The sequence below is a fragment of the Nocardia nova NBRC 15556 genome, assembly GCF_001613005.1.
GTDB classification, from domain to species: Bacteria; Actinomycetota; Actinomycetes; order Mycobacteriales; family Mycobacteriaceae; genus Nocardia; species Nocardia nova.
In genome coordinates, this window is sequence record NZ_BDBN01000082.1 from 14,463 (window position 1) to 29,399 (window position 14,937).

Sequence of the window (14,937 nt, forward strand, 5' to 3'; positions counted from 1 at the left end):
CCGGTCAGAAACTGGGTTCGATCGGCTTGGGCGGGAGGGTGACCACCTGCCCGGCATAGCTCAGCCCGGCGCCGAAGCCGAGCAGCAGGGCCAGCTGTCCGCCCTTGGCCTTACCGGTCACCAGCATCTCCTCCATGGCCAGCGGGATGGACGCGGCGGAAGTGTTGCCGGTGTTCTCGATGTCGTTGGCCATCGGGATGTCGTCGGCGAGGCCGAGATTCTTCTTCATCAGCTCGTTGATGCGCGCGTTGGCCTGATGCGGCACGAAGACCTCGATATCCTCCTTGGCCACGCCCGACACCTCCAGTGCGGTCGACAGGGCGCGGGGCAGAGTGACTGCGGCCCAACGGAATACGCGCGGCCCCTCCATCCGCAGCGCCATCCGGCCCACCGGCTCCACCTCGGGATCGGTGCCCTGCAGTCGCTCCGCCCGGTCCATGTAGTCGAAGAAGTTGACGTCCTGGGAGATCGCCTCGGCGCTCTCCCCGTCGCTGCCCCACACCGTCGGGGAGATGCCGTTGACGTCGCTGGGGCCGACCACGACCGCACCGGCGCCGTCGCCGAAGATCATGGCGGTGCCGCGGTCGGTCGGGTCCAGGCCGACCGTCATGGTTTCCGCGCCGATCACCAGCACGTATTCGGCGGAACCGGCCCGGATCAGATCGGCCGCCACACCGAGGGCATAGCCGAATCCGCCGCAACCGGAAGTGAGGTCGAAGGCCGGGATGCCGTTCATCCCGAGATCGAAGGCCACCGAGGGCGCGCCGTGCGGGGTGAGCTTGAGCCAGCTGGAGGTAGCCAGAATCAGCGCGCTGATCTTGCTGCGATCGATACCGCTGTTGATGACGGCCCGCTCCCCGGCGGCCGCCGACATGGAGCGCAGGGTCTCGTCACCGCTGATCCAGCGACGATTGCGGATGCCGGTGCGCTCGAAGATCCACTCCGGGGTGGAATCGAGAACCTCGCAGACGTCGGCGTTGCTGACGACACGCTTCGGCCGGTATGCCCCGATGCCGAGCATCGCAACATTCTTGCGACCCTCGTTGATTGCAATGCTCACCACAGGAGACTCACTCGACCCTTCACGCTGTCGTACATAAGACCAGCGTCCAGGCTAACCCAGGCCCAAATATCACCCCAGAGCCAGATCCTTCAGGCCCAGAATGGAGCGGTACTCCAGTCCCTCCTCGGCAATCACCTGGTCGGCGCCGGTCTCGCGATCGACCACGGTGGCGACGCCGACCACGGTCGCACCGGCCTCGCGCAGTGCCCGGACGGCGGTCAGCGGCGAATTGCCGGTGGTCGTGGTGTCCTCGACGACCAGCACACGCTTACCGGAGATTTCCGGCCCCTCGATCTGGCGCTGCATGCCGTGCGTCTTGGCGGCCTTGCGCACCACGAACGCGTTCAGCGGGCGGCCGGGGGCGTGCAGCATCGCCAGCGCCACCGGATCCGCGCCCATGGTGAGCCCGCCGACGGCGTCGAATTCCCAGTCCGACACCAGCTCTCGCAGCAGGGTGCCGATCAGCGGCGCCGCCTGATGATGCAGGGTCGCCCGGCGCAGATCGACGTAGTAGTCGGCCTCCTTACCGGAGGACAGGGTCACCCGGCCGTGCACGACGGCGAGCTCCCGGACCAGCTCGGCCAATCTGTCGCGGTCGGTGGTGGATTCGATCATGTGGGTTTATGTCCTTCCCCGTGCGTTGAACATGCCTCGGTTGAGCCGGGTCACCAGATTCCGCGGGATCAGCCCGGCGACGGTGGTGAGCACCTTGTACTGCACCCCGGGCACACTGATCACCCGGTCCTTCTCCAAATCCTGCAGCGAACCGGACACCACCTGATCGACGTCGAGCCACATCGGCTTCGGTAGCGACGACATCTCGATTCCGGCACGCTCGTGAAATTCCGTGTGCACGAATCCCGGGCACAGCGCCTGCACCCGGACCCCGGTCCCGGCCAGTCCGCCGGCCAGGCCCTCAGTCAAGGATATGACGTAGGCCTTGGAGGCCGAATAGGTCGAGCCGCGGCCCGGTACCAGCCCGGCCACACTGGCGACATTGACCACCGAACCCTTGGCGGCGGCGATCATCGGCGGCAGTGCGGCACGCGTCAATTGCAGCACCGCGGTGACATTGACATCCAGTTGGGCCTGCAATTCCCGCGGATCCACGGTCCAGAACTCACCCGAGATACCGAATCCGGCATTGTTGACCAGGAAGTCCACGCCCTCGCCGAGCCGTTCGGCGACGGTGTTTCGGTCCTGCTCGCGCGCCAGATCCGCGGCCAGGATCTCGCTGCGGGTATCGAAGCGGTGCTGCAATTCCGCGGCGAGGGCGGTCAAGCGTTGCTCGTCGCGCGCCACCAGCACCAGGTCGTAGCCGAGGGAAGCCAGGCGGGTGGCGTAGCCCTGGCCGATACCGGAGGTCGGTCCGGTCACCAGGGCGACCGGACGGGTGGCACCGGGGAGGCGTGCGGCGCCCGGATCTGCGGGGCTATCGGTCATGGGTCGTCAACCACCTAGTGTCGGGCGGATAATCCCGGTGCCCGGACACCGGTTCGCGAACCGGACCGGTCACCGCGGTGCGGGGCCCTGATAGGGACGGAACCCCGGATGGAACGGACCGCCCGGCCGCTGCGGCAGCTCGTCCTCGGCCTGCGGTTCATCGGAATCCGCTGCGGCCGAATCGTTTTCCTCGTCCTCGAGGAATTCCTCGGCGGGCGGCCAGTTACGGCGGACCCGGTTGCGGGGATCCGGCACCACCGCGAGCGCCGGGCGGCGCGGCGGCTGCTGCTCGGCCTCGCCCGCGAGATCGCCGACCGGCGCGGCGATCACACCGGACTCGCGGTCCGCCGAATCGGATGCCGGGCGCTCACCGGAGTTACGAGTGTCGCCGGGGCGAGCGTCGCCGGGGCGGGGGCCGGCCGGTGCGTCGGTGCCGCCACGTGCGATGTTCCCGCGGTCGATGCCGTCCACGTTCTCGTGCGCGAACCGGCTCCGGCCGCCGTGTGCGTCGCCGTCCCGGGGCCCGGATGCGCGCTCGTCACGGAAATCGCGGTCGTCGTCGAACCGGTCGCCTGGACCTTGCTCGTCGTCGAACTCGTCGTCTTCATAGCGCTCGAACCGGTCGCCGTAATCCTGATCGCGGAAGTCGCGGTCGGCCCGGTCGTCGTAGCTCTGATCCCGGTAGCTCTGGTCGGCATAGCCCTGCTCGCGGTAGCCCTGGTCGGCTTCACCGGGTTCCTCGGCATTCGGGCGCGGACGACCGGGATCGTGCTGATCGGATTCCAGGCGGCCGCGGTCGCCGCCGGCCACCGGCGGCAGCACGTGCAGCAGACCCGAGAGCCGCAGCACGGCATCGATCGCGGCCTCCCAATCCTTGGACGCGGTGCCGACCGGCAACATGCCCAGCGTCCAGTTGCCCTCACTCCACAACTGCTGCACGGTATGCGGCAGTGTTTCGATGAAGTGGACCATCCGCTGGTCGACGGCGTGGCGGGCGACGTCCGGATTGGTGGCGAAGACCACGCGGTCGCCGATCGCGCCGAGCAGTTCCAGATCGGCGTCCTTGGGCGGGGCGGCGGTTTTCAGGCGCAGGTCGATATCGATGTCCGAGCCGATCTGGCGGCGCACGGCGACCAGCGTCGCGGCGTCCTCCAGATCGAACAGAACGAACTTCTCGCCCTTGCGATTACCGGAAACCACATCGATCGCGGACAGATACCCCAGTTTGGCCATCGCGCCCCGCCGCCATGTCGATGCCAGCGAAGGTTCGACCGAAACGTAGGTGTATCCCTGGGATTTGGCCCAGACCTGCCGTACGTGTCCGGTCCGCTGCCGCTGCACGCGATCGAAATACAGCAGTACGATCGCACCTACCAGTGCGATCGCCGCGAGGCCGAACCAGATTGCTGCTGTCATCGCACCTGAGTCTAGTGGGTTCGGGTGCAATTGCTCGCGCCCGTTCGTCCCGCGGTTCGCGCCTGCCTTCCGACGTCACACCCCCGAGCGGGCACGGCGGAGGCGCCGCACCCGCGGCGTCGCACTCACGGCGCGGGTGCGGTTGCCGAAACTCGTTGTGGGGCATCGTCGGCCGCCGCCTCGAGGAAGGTGCGCAGCAGCGCGGCGACCGCGGCGGGGTGGGTCACGGGCGGGGTGTGCGCGACACCGTCCAGCAATTCCAGCGGTTCCGCGCCGGGTAGCGCGGCGGCGAGGGCGGCGCCGGACGCAGCGGGAATGGGCAGGTCGGCGCCGCCGTGGACGACCAACGCCGGGGCGGTGATCTCGGCGAGGCGGCCGGCGATTCCGTCGGCGCCCATCAGCACACCGACCGCGCGAGCGAGTCGATCGGCAGGCTGCCGTCGTATCCGGGCCAGCCAATGCTCGACCGCCGCGGCGTCACCCAGCAGCAGATCGAGAACCGCGCACCCGGTCGCCTCGACCGCACCGGCGGCGAAACCGTCCCGGATGCGAGCCATTTGTTCCAGCGCCGGGCCGGGGAACGGATCCGCGGCGGTATCGATGAGTGTCAAGCTCCGAATACGTGCCGGGGCCAGCAGGGCCGCCCGCAGCGCGGTGAATCCGCCCTGCGAGTGACCGACGATGTGAGCGGCCGGCACGTCGAGCGCGTCCAGGACGCTCAGGGCGTCGCGCGCGGCGTCCCAATAGGTGAAGGGCAGACCGTCGTCCTCGGTATCACCGTGCAGCCGGAAGTCGAAGCGGATGCTGCGGTAGCCGGAGAGGTTCGAGACGACGCCGTCCCACATGGTCGAGTCCATGAGGTTGCCGTGCAAGAAGAGTACGGCCGGGCCGGTGCCGCCGGAGTCGCGGAGATGGAAGCTCCGGGCGAGGGTGGCGAGGGTGTTCATCGTGCTCCGTTCTGGTCGGATATCTCCATCCCACTCCGCTCAGGACGCCATGACGAGGTAGTTTTACGACCAGTCATGGTCGAAACAGGTCAACACGTACTCGGCGTCGGCTACGCACCCGCTGCTGCGGGCCGTGCGGTCGAGCTGCGGCGCCTCCCGGATGTTTTCCGGGGCGTGGTGCGGCACCGGCCGGTTCGCCCGGATTTCCACGTCGTCGGTGTGATCACCGGTGGCGCGGGCCGCCATGCCGTCGACTTTCGGCCGGACGATCTGGCCGCGGGCGCGGTGTTCTGGTTGCGGCCCGGACAGGTTCATCAGGTGCTCGATGCCGACCGGCTGCACGGAACGGCGATCCTGTTCACCCCCGACGCCCTCGCCCCCGGCAATCGGATCGCGACGTTCGCCGACGATGCGGTCCGGCCGAGCCGATGGGCGGTGGATCCGCGAGATCCGCACGTCACGACGGCACTGCGACATCTGGAATTGGTGCTCGCCGCGCCGTCGTGCGCTCGCGATATCGCCGACGCACTTCGCCTGGCGCTCACCCCACTGGTGGCCGCGGCGCCGGGGGCTGCGGCGGACAACGGGCCGGTGTCCGCGGTCTTCGCGCGTTTCGCGGCGGCGGTCGAAGCCGAATTTCCCCGACGGCATCGGGTCGGCGACTACGAGCGAGCCGTGCACGCCGGCACCAAGACCATCGACCGGTCGGTGCGCCGGGCCCGGGGTATCAGCGCGAAGCGGTATCTCGACGAACGACTGGCGCTGGAAGCCCGCCGCCGCCTGGCCACCACCGACGTCACCGTCGCAGCGCTGGCGCGCGAACTCGGTTTCTCCGAGGCCACCAACTTCGTGAAGTTCTACCGCCGCATGACCGGCACGACCCCCGCCTCCGTGCGGCAGTGACGACGATCCCGCCGCAGCGATGCGGAGGCGGATTACCTCGGCAACTGGGTGCTGATGATGATCTTCGCCTTGATGGACCCGTCCGGGTTCTTGTCGCCCTGCACGACCACCATGTCGCCCTGTTTCAGATCGGAGACCTTTCCGGATCCCATCGAGATCACCTGGGTCTGCGCGTCCGTGTGCACGGTGACCGAGTTGCCCAGCATCGACTGCAGCATGATGGTCGTTCCGTCGTTGCTGTTCACGGTCCCCATGGTCGCCCCGAGACCGTCGATGTCGCCGAGGCCCGGTAGCTGCGGGAGGCTGGGTTGCGCACCGCCGGACGGGTTCGGCGGGACGACCGGTACGCGCGTCGGCGCGGGCCGGCCGGTGGCGGCCGCATCGGAGGACGAGGAGTCGTTGCCGGCGAGCAGCAGGCCCGCGGCGATGCCGCCGAGGACCACGAGAACGAAGACGGCCGCGGTCAGCGCGATCCACAGGCCGGTGCGGTGGCGCCGCGGCGGTTCGACGGGCAGTCCGGTCGGGCCGACTGCTCCCTGGGGGCCGGTGGGGCCGGGGGCGCCGGAACCGTAAGGGGGGTATTCACCCGGTTCGCTGTACCCGGATTCGTAGGCGCCCCATTGGCTGTCGTAGGGCGGAAGTTCGCGGGTCGCGTTCGGGCCGGGCGATTGTTCGAAGTACCGGCCCTCATATTCGGGATGGGACGGGAATTCGTAGGGCGCGGTCTGTTCGTAGGGCCCGGGATGTCCGTAGGGGCGAGTGCTCTCGTACGGCCCGGGGCTCCGACCGTACGCTTCCGAGTATTCCGTCGTGTGGTCAGCGCCGTCGTCCGGATGCCGGCCCGATGCGCCGAGCTTCTCGGTCGGCGTATCGGGTGAATCCGGACGCTGCGCCCACGGGTCGCTCGGATTCGTCATGCTCACCAGGGTAGGTGCAGATCGGCGTTGCTTCAGCGAAGTGCGACAACCTCGGAAACCTGCGCGGGCGGAATCCGAAACCTGCGCGGGCGGAATCCGGCGGATACGCGGGGCGCGGTGTGCGATTCACTCACACACCGCGCCCCTTTCATCGAATCCCGGACGGCTCGGTCGTCACCGTCCGACGATCAGCCCGTCGCCGTCGGGTGCGACGTTGACCTTCACCAGGTCGCCGTCGGTGACCTCACCGGCCAGCAGCTCCTTGGCGAGCGAATCGCCGATGGCCTGCTGGATCAGCCGGCGCAGCGGCCGGGCGCCGTAGACCGGGTCGTAGCCGCGCACGGCCAGCCAGAACCGCGCCGAATCGCTGACGTCCAGCTTCAGCCGCCGCTGCGAGAGCCGCTTCTGCAGCTGCGCCAACTGGATGTCGACGATGTTCTCGAGCTGTTCCTCGTTGAGCGCGGAGAACATCACCACGTCGTCGAGGCGGTTGAGGAATTCCGGTTTGAACGCCGAGCGCACGGCGTTCATCACGAACTCCTTGTCGCCACCGGCACCCAGGTTGGAGGTGAGGATGAGGATGGTGTTGCGGAAGTCCACCGTGCGGCCTTGGCCGTCGGTGAGCCGCCCCTCATCCAGTACCTGCAGCAGGATGTCGAAGACGTCGGGGTGCGCCTTCTCGATCTCGTCGAACAGCACCACCGTGTACGGCCGTCGCCGGACCGCCTCGGTGAGCTGACCGCCCTGGTCGTAGCCGACATATCCGGGCGGGGCGCCGACGAGGCGAGCCACCGAATGCTTCTCGGAGTACTCGCTCATATCGATGCGGGTCATCGCGCGCTCGTCGTCGAACAGGAAGTCCGCGAGGGCCTTCGCCAGCTCGGTCTTACCGACACCGGTGGGTCCGACGAACATGAACGAGCCCGTCGGCCGGTTGGGGTCGGCGACCCCGGCCCGGGCGCGGCGCACCGCGTCGGAGACCGCGGTGACGGCCTCGGCCTGTCCGACCACTCGATGCCCGAGTTCCTCCTCCATCCGCAGCAGCTTCTGGGTTTCACCCTCGAGCATGCGGCCGACCGGGATGCCGGTCCACGAGGAGACCACTTCGGCGATGTCGTCCGGACCGACCTCCTCCTTGAGCATCATCTCGTCCTCGAGGCTGCCGCTGCCGGCCTTGCCCGCGTTCTTCTCGGCCTCCGCGAGCTGCTTCTCCAGCTGCGGGATACGGCCGTACCGCAGTTCGGCGGCCTTGCCGAGATCACCGTCGCGTTCGGCGCGCTCGGATTCACCGCGCAGCGATTCCAGCTGCTCCTTGATGGTGCGGACCGAGTCGATGGCCTGCTTCTCGTTCTGCCAGCGCGCCATCAGCTGGTTCAGCTTCTCGCGGTCGTCGGCCAGTTCCTGGCGCAACTTGTCGAGTCGCTGCTTGGAGGCCTCGTCGGTTTCCTTGGCGAGGGCGACCTCCTCGATCTCGAGGCGGCGCACCGCCCGTTCGACCTCGTCGATCTCGACCGGCCGCGAGTCGATCTCCATGCGCAGCCGCGAGGCCGACTCGTCGACCAGGTCGATCGCCTTGTCGGGCAGGAACCGCGAGGTGATGTAGCGATCGCTGAGGGTCGCGGCCGCCACCAGCGCGGAGTCGGTGATCCGCACGCCGTGGTGTACCTCGTAGCGCTCCTTGAGTCCGCGCAGAATGCCGATGGTGTCCTCCACCGACGGCTCGCCGACCAGCACCTGCTGGAAGCGGCGCTCGAGGGCGGCGTCCTTCTCGATGTGCTGACGGTATTCGTCGAGCGTGGTCGCACCGACCAGGCGCAGTTCACCGCGCGCCAGCATCGGCTTGATCATGTTGCCGGCGTCCATCGCCGATTCGCCGGTCGCGCCGGCGCCGACGATGGTGTGCAGCTCATCGATGAACGTAATGATCTGTCCGGCACTGGATTTGATCTCCTCCAGCACCGCCTTGAGCCGTTCCTCGAACTCACCGCGATACTTCGCGCCGGCCACCATCGCACCGAGGTCCAGCGAGACCAGCGTCTTCCCGCGCAGCGATTCCGGAACGTCCCCGGCGACGATGCGCTGGGCCAGCCCCTCGACGATGGCGGTCTTACCGACACCGGGCTCGCCGATGAGGACCGGGTTGTTCTTCGTGCGCCGGCTCAGCACCTGCACCACGCGCCGGATCTCGGTGTCGCGGCCGATGACCGGATCGAGTTTGCCCTCGCGCGCGGCGGCGGTGAGGTCCGTGGAGTACTTCTCCAGCGCCTGATAGGTGCCCTCGGGGTCCGCGCTGGTCACGCGGGTGTTGCCACGCACGGCGGTGAACGCCTCGCGCAGCGCGTCCGCGGTGGCGCCGTACTTCAGCAGCAGCTGCGAGACATCGGAGTCGCCTTCGGCGAGACCCACCACGACATGCTCGGTGGAGACGTACTCGTCACCGAGTTCGGTGGCGAGGCGCTGGCCGGCGGTGAGCGCGGCGAGCGCTTCCCGGCCGAGCTGCGGCTGCGTGGTGGCGCCGGTCGCGCGGGGCAGCCGGTCGACGATGTCCTGTGCCTCGCGTCGCACCGTTGCCGGGTCGACAGCGACAGCCTTGAGCAGGGGGGCGGCGATGCCGTCGGTTTGATCCAGCAGCGCCACCAGCAAGTGAGCCGGACGAATCTCCGGATTTCCGGCGGCCGAAGCCGCCTGCAGGGCAGCCGTCAGGGCAGCCTGAGTCTTGGTGGTGGGGTTGAACGAGTCCACGATCACCTTCCTACGGTCGTCTCGCGTTGTGGTCGGTCGGGTCCGGGCGGTCCGACTCTTCTGAGTAGTCCAACGCGGTAGGAGTTGAGTCTGTTCCGCTCAAGTTTGACATATTTCAGGAACCTGTGGCCAATCGTTTCACCCTTGGTGGATCTGGGTAAAGTGATCCGCTCATCACCGCACGACCACGGTTTTTTCGGGGATACTGGTCCGCGGGGGCCGACGACACGGCAGCTGTAGTCGGACACATTGAAGGAAAGGAAGCTCGACGTCGTGGATGCGCGTTCGGCAGCGCTGGTCCGCGCCAACTTCCGGTCGATCGTCGAGGCGCCGCAAGGGCCCGAACGATTGATCGGCGCGTTTTACAGGCATCTGTTCGCGGAGGCTCCCGGCCTGCGCGAATTGTTCCCGCACACGATGGATATGCAGCCCAAGCGGGTTGTCACCGCCATCCAGTTCGTGCTGGATCATCTGGAGAACTGGGACCGCGCGCAGCGGTTCCTGGAACAGTTGGCCCTCGACCACCGCAAATACGGTGTCGCGGCGGCACATTACGATGCCGCCGGACGCGCGTTGCTCGCTGCCTTCGTCACCTACAACGGTCCGCTCTGGACACCCGATCTGGAGGACGGCTGGCGCGATATCGCCATCCTGATCTCGGCCTCGATGGCCATCGGCGCCAATTCCGACACCTCGCGACCGTATTGGGAAGCGACGGTGGTCGGCCATCGGCGCGTACTCGACGACCTGGCGATCGTGCGCCTGCAGTCCGACGAGCCGATCCCCTACCAGGCCGGGCAGTACGTACCGGTCTCGATCCCGCAGCGGCCGAAGATGTGGCGGTATCTGTCCCCGGCCATTCCCACGAACCCGTACGGCGAGATCGAATTCCACGTCCGCAAGATCCGCACCGGCTGGGTCAGTCCCGCGATCGTCGGCGAAACCGAGGTCGGCGACACCTGGTTGATCGCCGGGCCGCTGGGCGGCCTGCACATCGACACCGAATCCCAGCGCGACGTGCTGATGATCGGCTCCGGGACCGGAATCGCGCCGCTGCGCGCGCAGTTGATCGAGATGGGCCGGCGCGGCGTGAACCCGCGTGTGCACTTCTTCATCGGCGGCCGCTATCCGTGCGATCTGTACGACGTGGAGAACATGTGGCAGCTGTCGCTGAGCAATCCGTGGCTGACGGTGGTGCCGGTCTGTGAGAGCGACACGAATCCGTGGTGGCATCCGCATCCGCCCGCGGACCCGCCGTACGGCATGCATCGGCGGCTGATCGGGAATCTGGGCGCGGTCGTGGCCAGCTTCGGCTCGTGGTCGGATCGGCAGATCCAGATCGCCGGATCGGCGCGGATGATCGCCGACACCAAGCGGGCGCTGCTGGCGGTCGGCACCCCCGAACACATCATCAGCGCCGACCCGGTGTGAGCGGCAATCGGTAGGCGACCCGGCGTCCGCGGCGTACCTTGGTGGGCGGGCGCGAGCGAACGGGACTGCGCCCGGCACAAGACTTTTCGGGGGCGGGAGCTGTCCCTCGGATCACAGGAGGAACGGTGACGTTGGGTCCGGATGAGACCGGGGAGATTCGGCTGGACGCGCCGACGGAATGGTCGTCGACCGTCGTCGGACATCATCGGCTGCGCCACGATCTCGCGGTGGTCCGGTTGATCGGCGAATTCGTCCCGTTCGAGGCGGGCCAATCGGTCGAGGTCCAGATTCCGCAGCATCCCGGTATGCGCCGCCGGCTGTCGCCCGCGCTGCCGCCGTCACTGGACGGCAAACTCGAATTCCACGTCCGCACCGTGCCGGGCGGATGGTGCAGCGGATCGATCGTCACCGAAACGGCTCCCGGCGACGAGTGGCGGATCAGCGCTCCCGCCGGGTGGCTGAGCGTCGACCCCGGCACCACCGACCTCGTGATGATCGCCGGCGGAACGGGTCTGGCGCCGATGCGCTCGCTCCTGCTGGATCTGTCCCGTCGCCCGGAGCCGCCGCGCACGCATCTGTTCATCGGCGGACGCAGCCCGCGCGACCTCTACGCCTCCGACATGCTCTACCTGCTCGCCGGCGAAATGCCCTGGCTCACGGTGATTCCCGTGGTCGAGAGGGCCGAGGACCCGAATTGGGTCGACCAGTGGTACGAGAGCTGCCGCGTGGATGTCGGATTCGATGTCGACGAGATGATGGAGGGCACGCTGGCCGATGTGGTGGGCGATATGGGCCCGCTGCTGCACCACCAGGTCCTGGTGTGCGGTTCGCCCGGAATGACCCAGGCCACACTGGAAGTGCTGGTCAATACGGGTACGCCGCCGGAGGCGATCCGCTTCGACGGGCTCTGATCCGCGCCGGCTAGAACAGCGGATCGTGGCGAATGTTCTCGGTGGGCGTGCCCGCCGCCATCAACCGGAATTTGGTGGTCTGCACCGTACTCGGTGATCCGACGATCTGGACATCGCAGTCCGACCAGTCGCCGCCGCGGGCCACGACCGCTCCGATCTGTCCCGTTTCGCGCGGCGCTATGCCCGGAAGATCGGGCTCGACACGTTCCGGATGGTAATACCACCAGGGGTTTTCGTCGCTTTCGGTGACCGGAACGACGGTGAGCCATTTGTTCGCGACGGCCAGTTCACTCAACGTCGGCAGATCGTAGAGATCGCACGGATGGTGTCCGCCGACGAACAGGTCGACCTTCGGATTGGACCGGCGTTGGGACATCGCCAGCAATTGCGCGCGCAGCGGAGCGATGCCGGTGCCGCAGCCGACCATCAGCATCTTGCGGCGCGTGTTGCGCGGCACCCCCAGCCCGCCGAGCGGCGCCCCCAGCAGCCACTGGTCGCCGATCGCGGTATGGCCGACCATCGCCGGACTGACCCAGCCGCCACTGACACTGCGAATATGGAATTCGATCTCGCCCTGGGGATTCGCCGGAATCGCCGGGGACAGGTACCGCCACATCCGCGGGCGGGCCGGGATCTGCACACTCACATATTGTCCGGCCGCATAGGTCATGGGCTGGTCGAGCTGCAGCCGGACGACGGCCAGATTGCACAGCACCTCGCGATGTTCGACGACGGTTCCGGTCCAGACCGGCGGCGTCGTCTCCTGGTCGGCGGCGCCGATCATCGTCTGGGTGATCAACGCGAGGCCGGCGTCCCAGGCCTGTTCCACCTCATCGGTCCACAATTCGGTGCCGGCATGTGCGCGCAGGGCGCTCTTGAGCGAATTACCCACGGCCGCATAGTGTTCGGCCACCACACCGTATTTGCGATGGTCGCGGCCGAGCTGCGCCAGGAAGGGCAGCAGTTGCTCGGGCTCCTCCAGCCGGTCCACGGCATACCCGATGGCCTTGACCAGCCGGTCGCGCTGCACCTCCAGAGCGGCGGGGAAGAAATCCCGGAGCTGCGGATATTCGGTGAACAGCAGGGCGTAGAAGGATCGGGCGAGCTGTTCGGGGCCGCCTTCCTCCGCGGCCACCGCCTTGAACGTGGTTCTGATCAGCGCGACGGTCCGCGAATCCATCTGTCCACAACCCCATTTCGCACGTCGAACTCGGGCCGGTCCGGTGAGCGCGGTGCCGCCGGACACGCGGCGCAGCCGATGGAGACCGAGTGTAGGCGAGGTTTGCCGGGCGCGGGACGCACTGAAGGAACAACAGGGAGGTAATTCGGCAGAACCGAGGTCCAGTAGTGTGTAGGCCCCTGGAAACCGACTCAAAGACCGTGACACGCCATGTATTTCGGCGTGTTCGAGAGCGGTTGTGCACGACTCGATATGCGATTTTCACATTTGCCGGGGGCATGCTGAGCGCGGGGTGAGGCCGGGACACACGAACAGCGCCCCCGATCCGGGGGCGCTGTCGCACGGTGTGTTCGGTCGCGGAACGGCACAGAGCCGAAACCGCCTACCGCCGTTTGTTGCGTGGCTGCCACACCACCAGTGCGGTACTGCGTTGCGGCGGAGCCATATCGGGTCGATGCCCGGCGCGCAGGCGTTCGACCTCGGCGGTCAATTCACCCACCCGCTGCTGCAACGCCTCGACCTGATTGGTGAGTTCGATGATCCGCTTGATCCCGGCCAGGTTGACGCCCTCGTCCTGGGACAGGCGCTGCACCTCGCGGAGCAGTTCCACATCCCGGGACGAATAACGTCGGCCGCCGCCGGAAGTGCGTTGCGGCGTAACCAATCCCAGCCTGTCGTAGGTCCGCAGCGTCTGCGCGTGCATTCCCGCCAGCTGAGCCGCCACCGAGATCATGAAGTACTCGGTGCCGGTTGCCCGATTCTTCGGATCACCGTTCATTAAGCACCTGCCCAACCTGCGCGCGGGTCGAACCCGCCGGCCTTCTCCGCCTCCGCGTAGCGCCGCAGCGCCTCGGTGGCTTCGTCGTCCAGCTTCTGCGGTACCGCGACCTTCACCGTGACCAGCAGGTCACCGGCGCCGCCGCCGCGCTTGGGCACACCGCGCCCGCGCACTCGCAGCGTCCGGCCGTCGGCGGTGCCGGGTGGCACCTTCACTCCGACTCTGCCTTCCAGTGTAGGCACGGAAACCGTTGTACCCAGCACCAATTCGCTGTAGCTGACCGGCAGCACCAGGGTCAGATCGTCGCCGTTGCGGCCGAAGACCTTGTCCTGGCTGACGTGCACGGTGACGTACAGGTCACCTGCGGGCGCGCCCCGCAGACCTGCCTCGCCCTGGCCCGCCAGCCGAATCCGCTGCCCGTCGCGCACCCCGGGCGGGATACGCACGGTGATGGTGCGGGTCCGGTTCTGGATGCCGGTGCCGTGACAGTCGGTGCACGGGTCGTCGATGATCGAGCCGGTGCCACGGCAGTCGTCGCAGGGTTCGCTGAACCCGAACGCGCCCTGGTTGCGGCTGATCACGCCGGTTCCGTTGCAGTGCGGGCACACTCGCGGGCTGGTGCCCGGCTTGGCGCCGCTGCCGTGACAGGTCGTACACGGCGACGGACTGGTCATCCGCAGCGGAACGGTCACGCCCTGGGCCGCCTCGCGGAACCCGAGAGTCGTCTCGGTCTCCACGTCGCTGCCCCGTCGCGGGCGCGACGTGGTCCGTGTGCCACCGCGGTTGAACAGGCCGCCGAGGATATCCCCCAGACCGCCGTCACCCGCGCCGGCGGCCGCACCGCCGAAGATGTCACCCAGGTTGAATTCGTTGGAGAAGCCGCCACCGCCGGTGTAGCCGCCGCCCGGGGCGTAGCCGCCGCGGCCGAAGCCGCCGCTGGCGAACAACCGCCGGGCCTCGTCGTACTCCTTGCGCTTCTCCGGATCGGCCAGCACGGCATGCGCCTCGCTGACCGCTTTGAAGCGCTCCTCGGCCTTGGTATCTCCCGGATTCTTGTCCGGATGCAGATCCCGGGCCAGTTTCCGGTAGGCCTTCTTGATCTCGTCCTGGGTCGCGCTGGAGGAAATACCCAGCTCTTTGTAGAAGTCCTTTTCCAGCCACTCCCGATTCACCGGGCATCTCCTCCTTCCGTCACATTGCGCGACT

At 67.8% G+C, this 14,937-nt stretch carries 13 protein-coding genes; 3 read left to right on the forward strand and 10 right to left on the reverse strand.

Annotated elements, in window-relative coordinates; translation table 11 throughout:
- Window positions 1-4 precede the first annotated feature (4 nt).
- The 5 genes from NN2_RS27885 to NN2_RS27905 all read right to left on the reverse strand — a co-directional run bounded on the left by NN2_RS27885 (window position 5) and on the right by NN2_RS27905 (window position 4,869).
- Window positions 5-1,063: a beta-ketoacyl-ACP synthase III gene (locus NN2_RS27885; protein ID WP_063017320.1), complete on the reverse strand. Its 1,059-nt coding sequence runs from the start codon at window positions 1,061-1,063 to the stop codon at window positions 5-7.
- 69 nt (window positions 1,064-1,132) lie between these two features.
- Window positions 1,133-1,678 (reverse strand): orotate phosphoribosyltransferase, encoded by a 546-nt coding sequence (gene pyrE / locus NN2_RS27890; protein WP_030516665.1) that lies wholly within the window; start codon window positions 1,676-1,678, stop codon window positions 1,133-1,135.
- Window positions 1,679-1,684: 6 nt separating this feature from the next.
- A complete protein-coding gene (locus NN2_RS27895) occupies window positions 1,685-2,506 on the reverse strand; it encodes an SDR family NAD(P)-dependent oxidoreductase (protein ID WP_063017322.1) in 822 nt (273 codons plus the stop codon).
- 69 nt (window positions 2,507-2,575) lie between these two features.
- Complete coding sequence (locus NN2_RS38765) at window positions 2,576-3,922, reverse strand: TtfA family protein (protein ID WP_245658895.1); 1,347 nt, start codon at window positions 3,920-3,922, stop codon at window positions 2,576-2,578.
- Between the two features lie 125 nt (window positions 3,923-4,047).
- Window positions 4,048-4,869: an alpha/beta fold hydrolase gene (locus NN2_RS27905; RefSeq protein ID WP_063017324.1), complete on the reverse strand. Its 822-nt coding sequence runs from the start codon at window positions 4,867-4,869 to the stop codon at window positions 4,048-4,050.
- 75 nt (window positions 4,870-4,944) lie between these two features.
- Here NN2_RS27905 and NN2_RS36635 point away from each other — a divergent pair, with 75 nt between their 5' ends.
- Window positions 4,945-5,772 (forward strand): AraC family transcriptional regulator, encoded by an 828-nt coding sequence (locus NN2_RS36635; RefSeq protein ID WP_169812452.1) that lies wholly within the window; start codon window positions 4,945-4,947, stop codon window positions 5,770-5,772.
- Window positions 5,773-5,804: 32 nt separating this feature from the next.
- On the opposite strand, the gene NN2_RS27920 is transcribed toward NN2_RS36635, so the two are convergent.
- Both NN2_RS27920 and clpB read right to left on the reverse strand, forming a co-directional pair.
- Window positions 5,805-6,689, reverse strand: coding sequence for a DUF5666 domain-containing protein (locus tag NN2_RS27920; RefSeq protein WP_063017330.1), 885 nt, complete (start codon window positions 6,687-6,689; stop codon window positions 5,805-5,807).
- Window positions 6,690-6,863: 174 nt separating this feature from the next.
- Window positions 6,864-9,431: an ATP-dependent chaperone ClpB gene (gene clpB / locus NN2_RS27925; RefSeq protein WP_063017358.1), complete on the reverse strand. Its 2,568-nt coding sequence runs from the start codon at window positions 9,429-9,431 to the stop codon at window positions 6,864-6,866.
- 273 nt (window positions 9,432-9,704) lie between these two features.
- On the opposite strand from clpB, the gene NN2_RS27930 reads away from it, so the two are divergent.
- Window positions 9,705-10,862: an FAD-binding oxidoreductase gene (locus tag NN2_RS27930; protein ID WP_030516672.1), complete on the forward strand. Its 1,158-nt coding sequence runs from the start codon at window positions 9,705-9,707 to the stop codon at window positions 10,860-10,862.
- Between the two features lie 125 nt (window positions 10,863-10,987).
- Complete coding sequence (locus NN2_RS27935; RefSeq protein WP_081879635.1) at window positions 10,988-11,773, forward strand: FAD-binding oxidoreductase; 786 nt, start codon at window positions 10,988-10,990, stop codon at window positions 11,771-11,773.
- Window positions 11,774-11,783: 10 nt separating this feature from the next.
- Here the strand turns inward: NN2_RS27935 and NN2_RS27940 are convergent, their stop codons facing one another.
- From NN2_RS27940 to dnaJ, 3 genes are all read right to left on the reverse strand, one after another.
- On the reverse strand, window positions 11,784-12,953 hold the full coding sequence (locus tag NN2_RS27940) for a globin domain-containing protein (RefSeq protein WP_063017332.1): 1,170 nt from the start codon (window positions 12,951-12,953) through the stop codon (window positions 11,784-11,786).
- A gap of 382 nt (window positions 12,954-13,335) precedes the next feature.
- Window positions 13,336-13,731, reverse strand: coding sequence for a heat shock protein transcriptional repressor HspR (locus tag NN2_RS27945; protein WP_063017334.1), 396 nt, complete (start codon window positions 13,729-13,731; stop codon window positions 13,336-13,338).
- Window positions 13,731-14,903, reverse strand: a complete 1,173-nt coding sequence (dnaJ, locus tag NN2_RS27950) for a molecular chaperone DnaJ (protein ID WP_063017336.1) — start codon at window positions 14,901-14,903, stop codon at window positions 13,731-13,733. The genes NN2_RS27945 and dnaJ overlap by 1 nt, the downstream gene beginning before the upstream one ends.
- Window positions 14,904-14,937 lie beyond the last annotated feature (34 nt).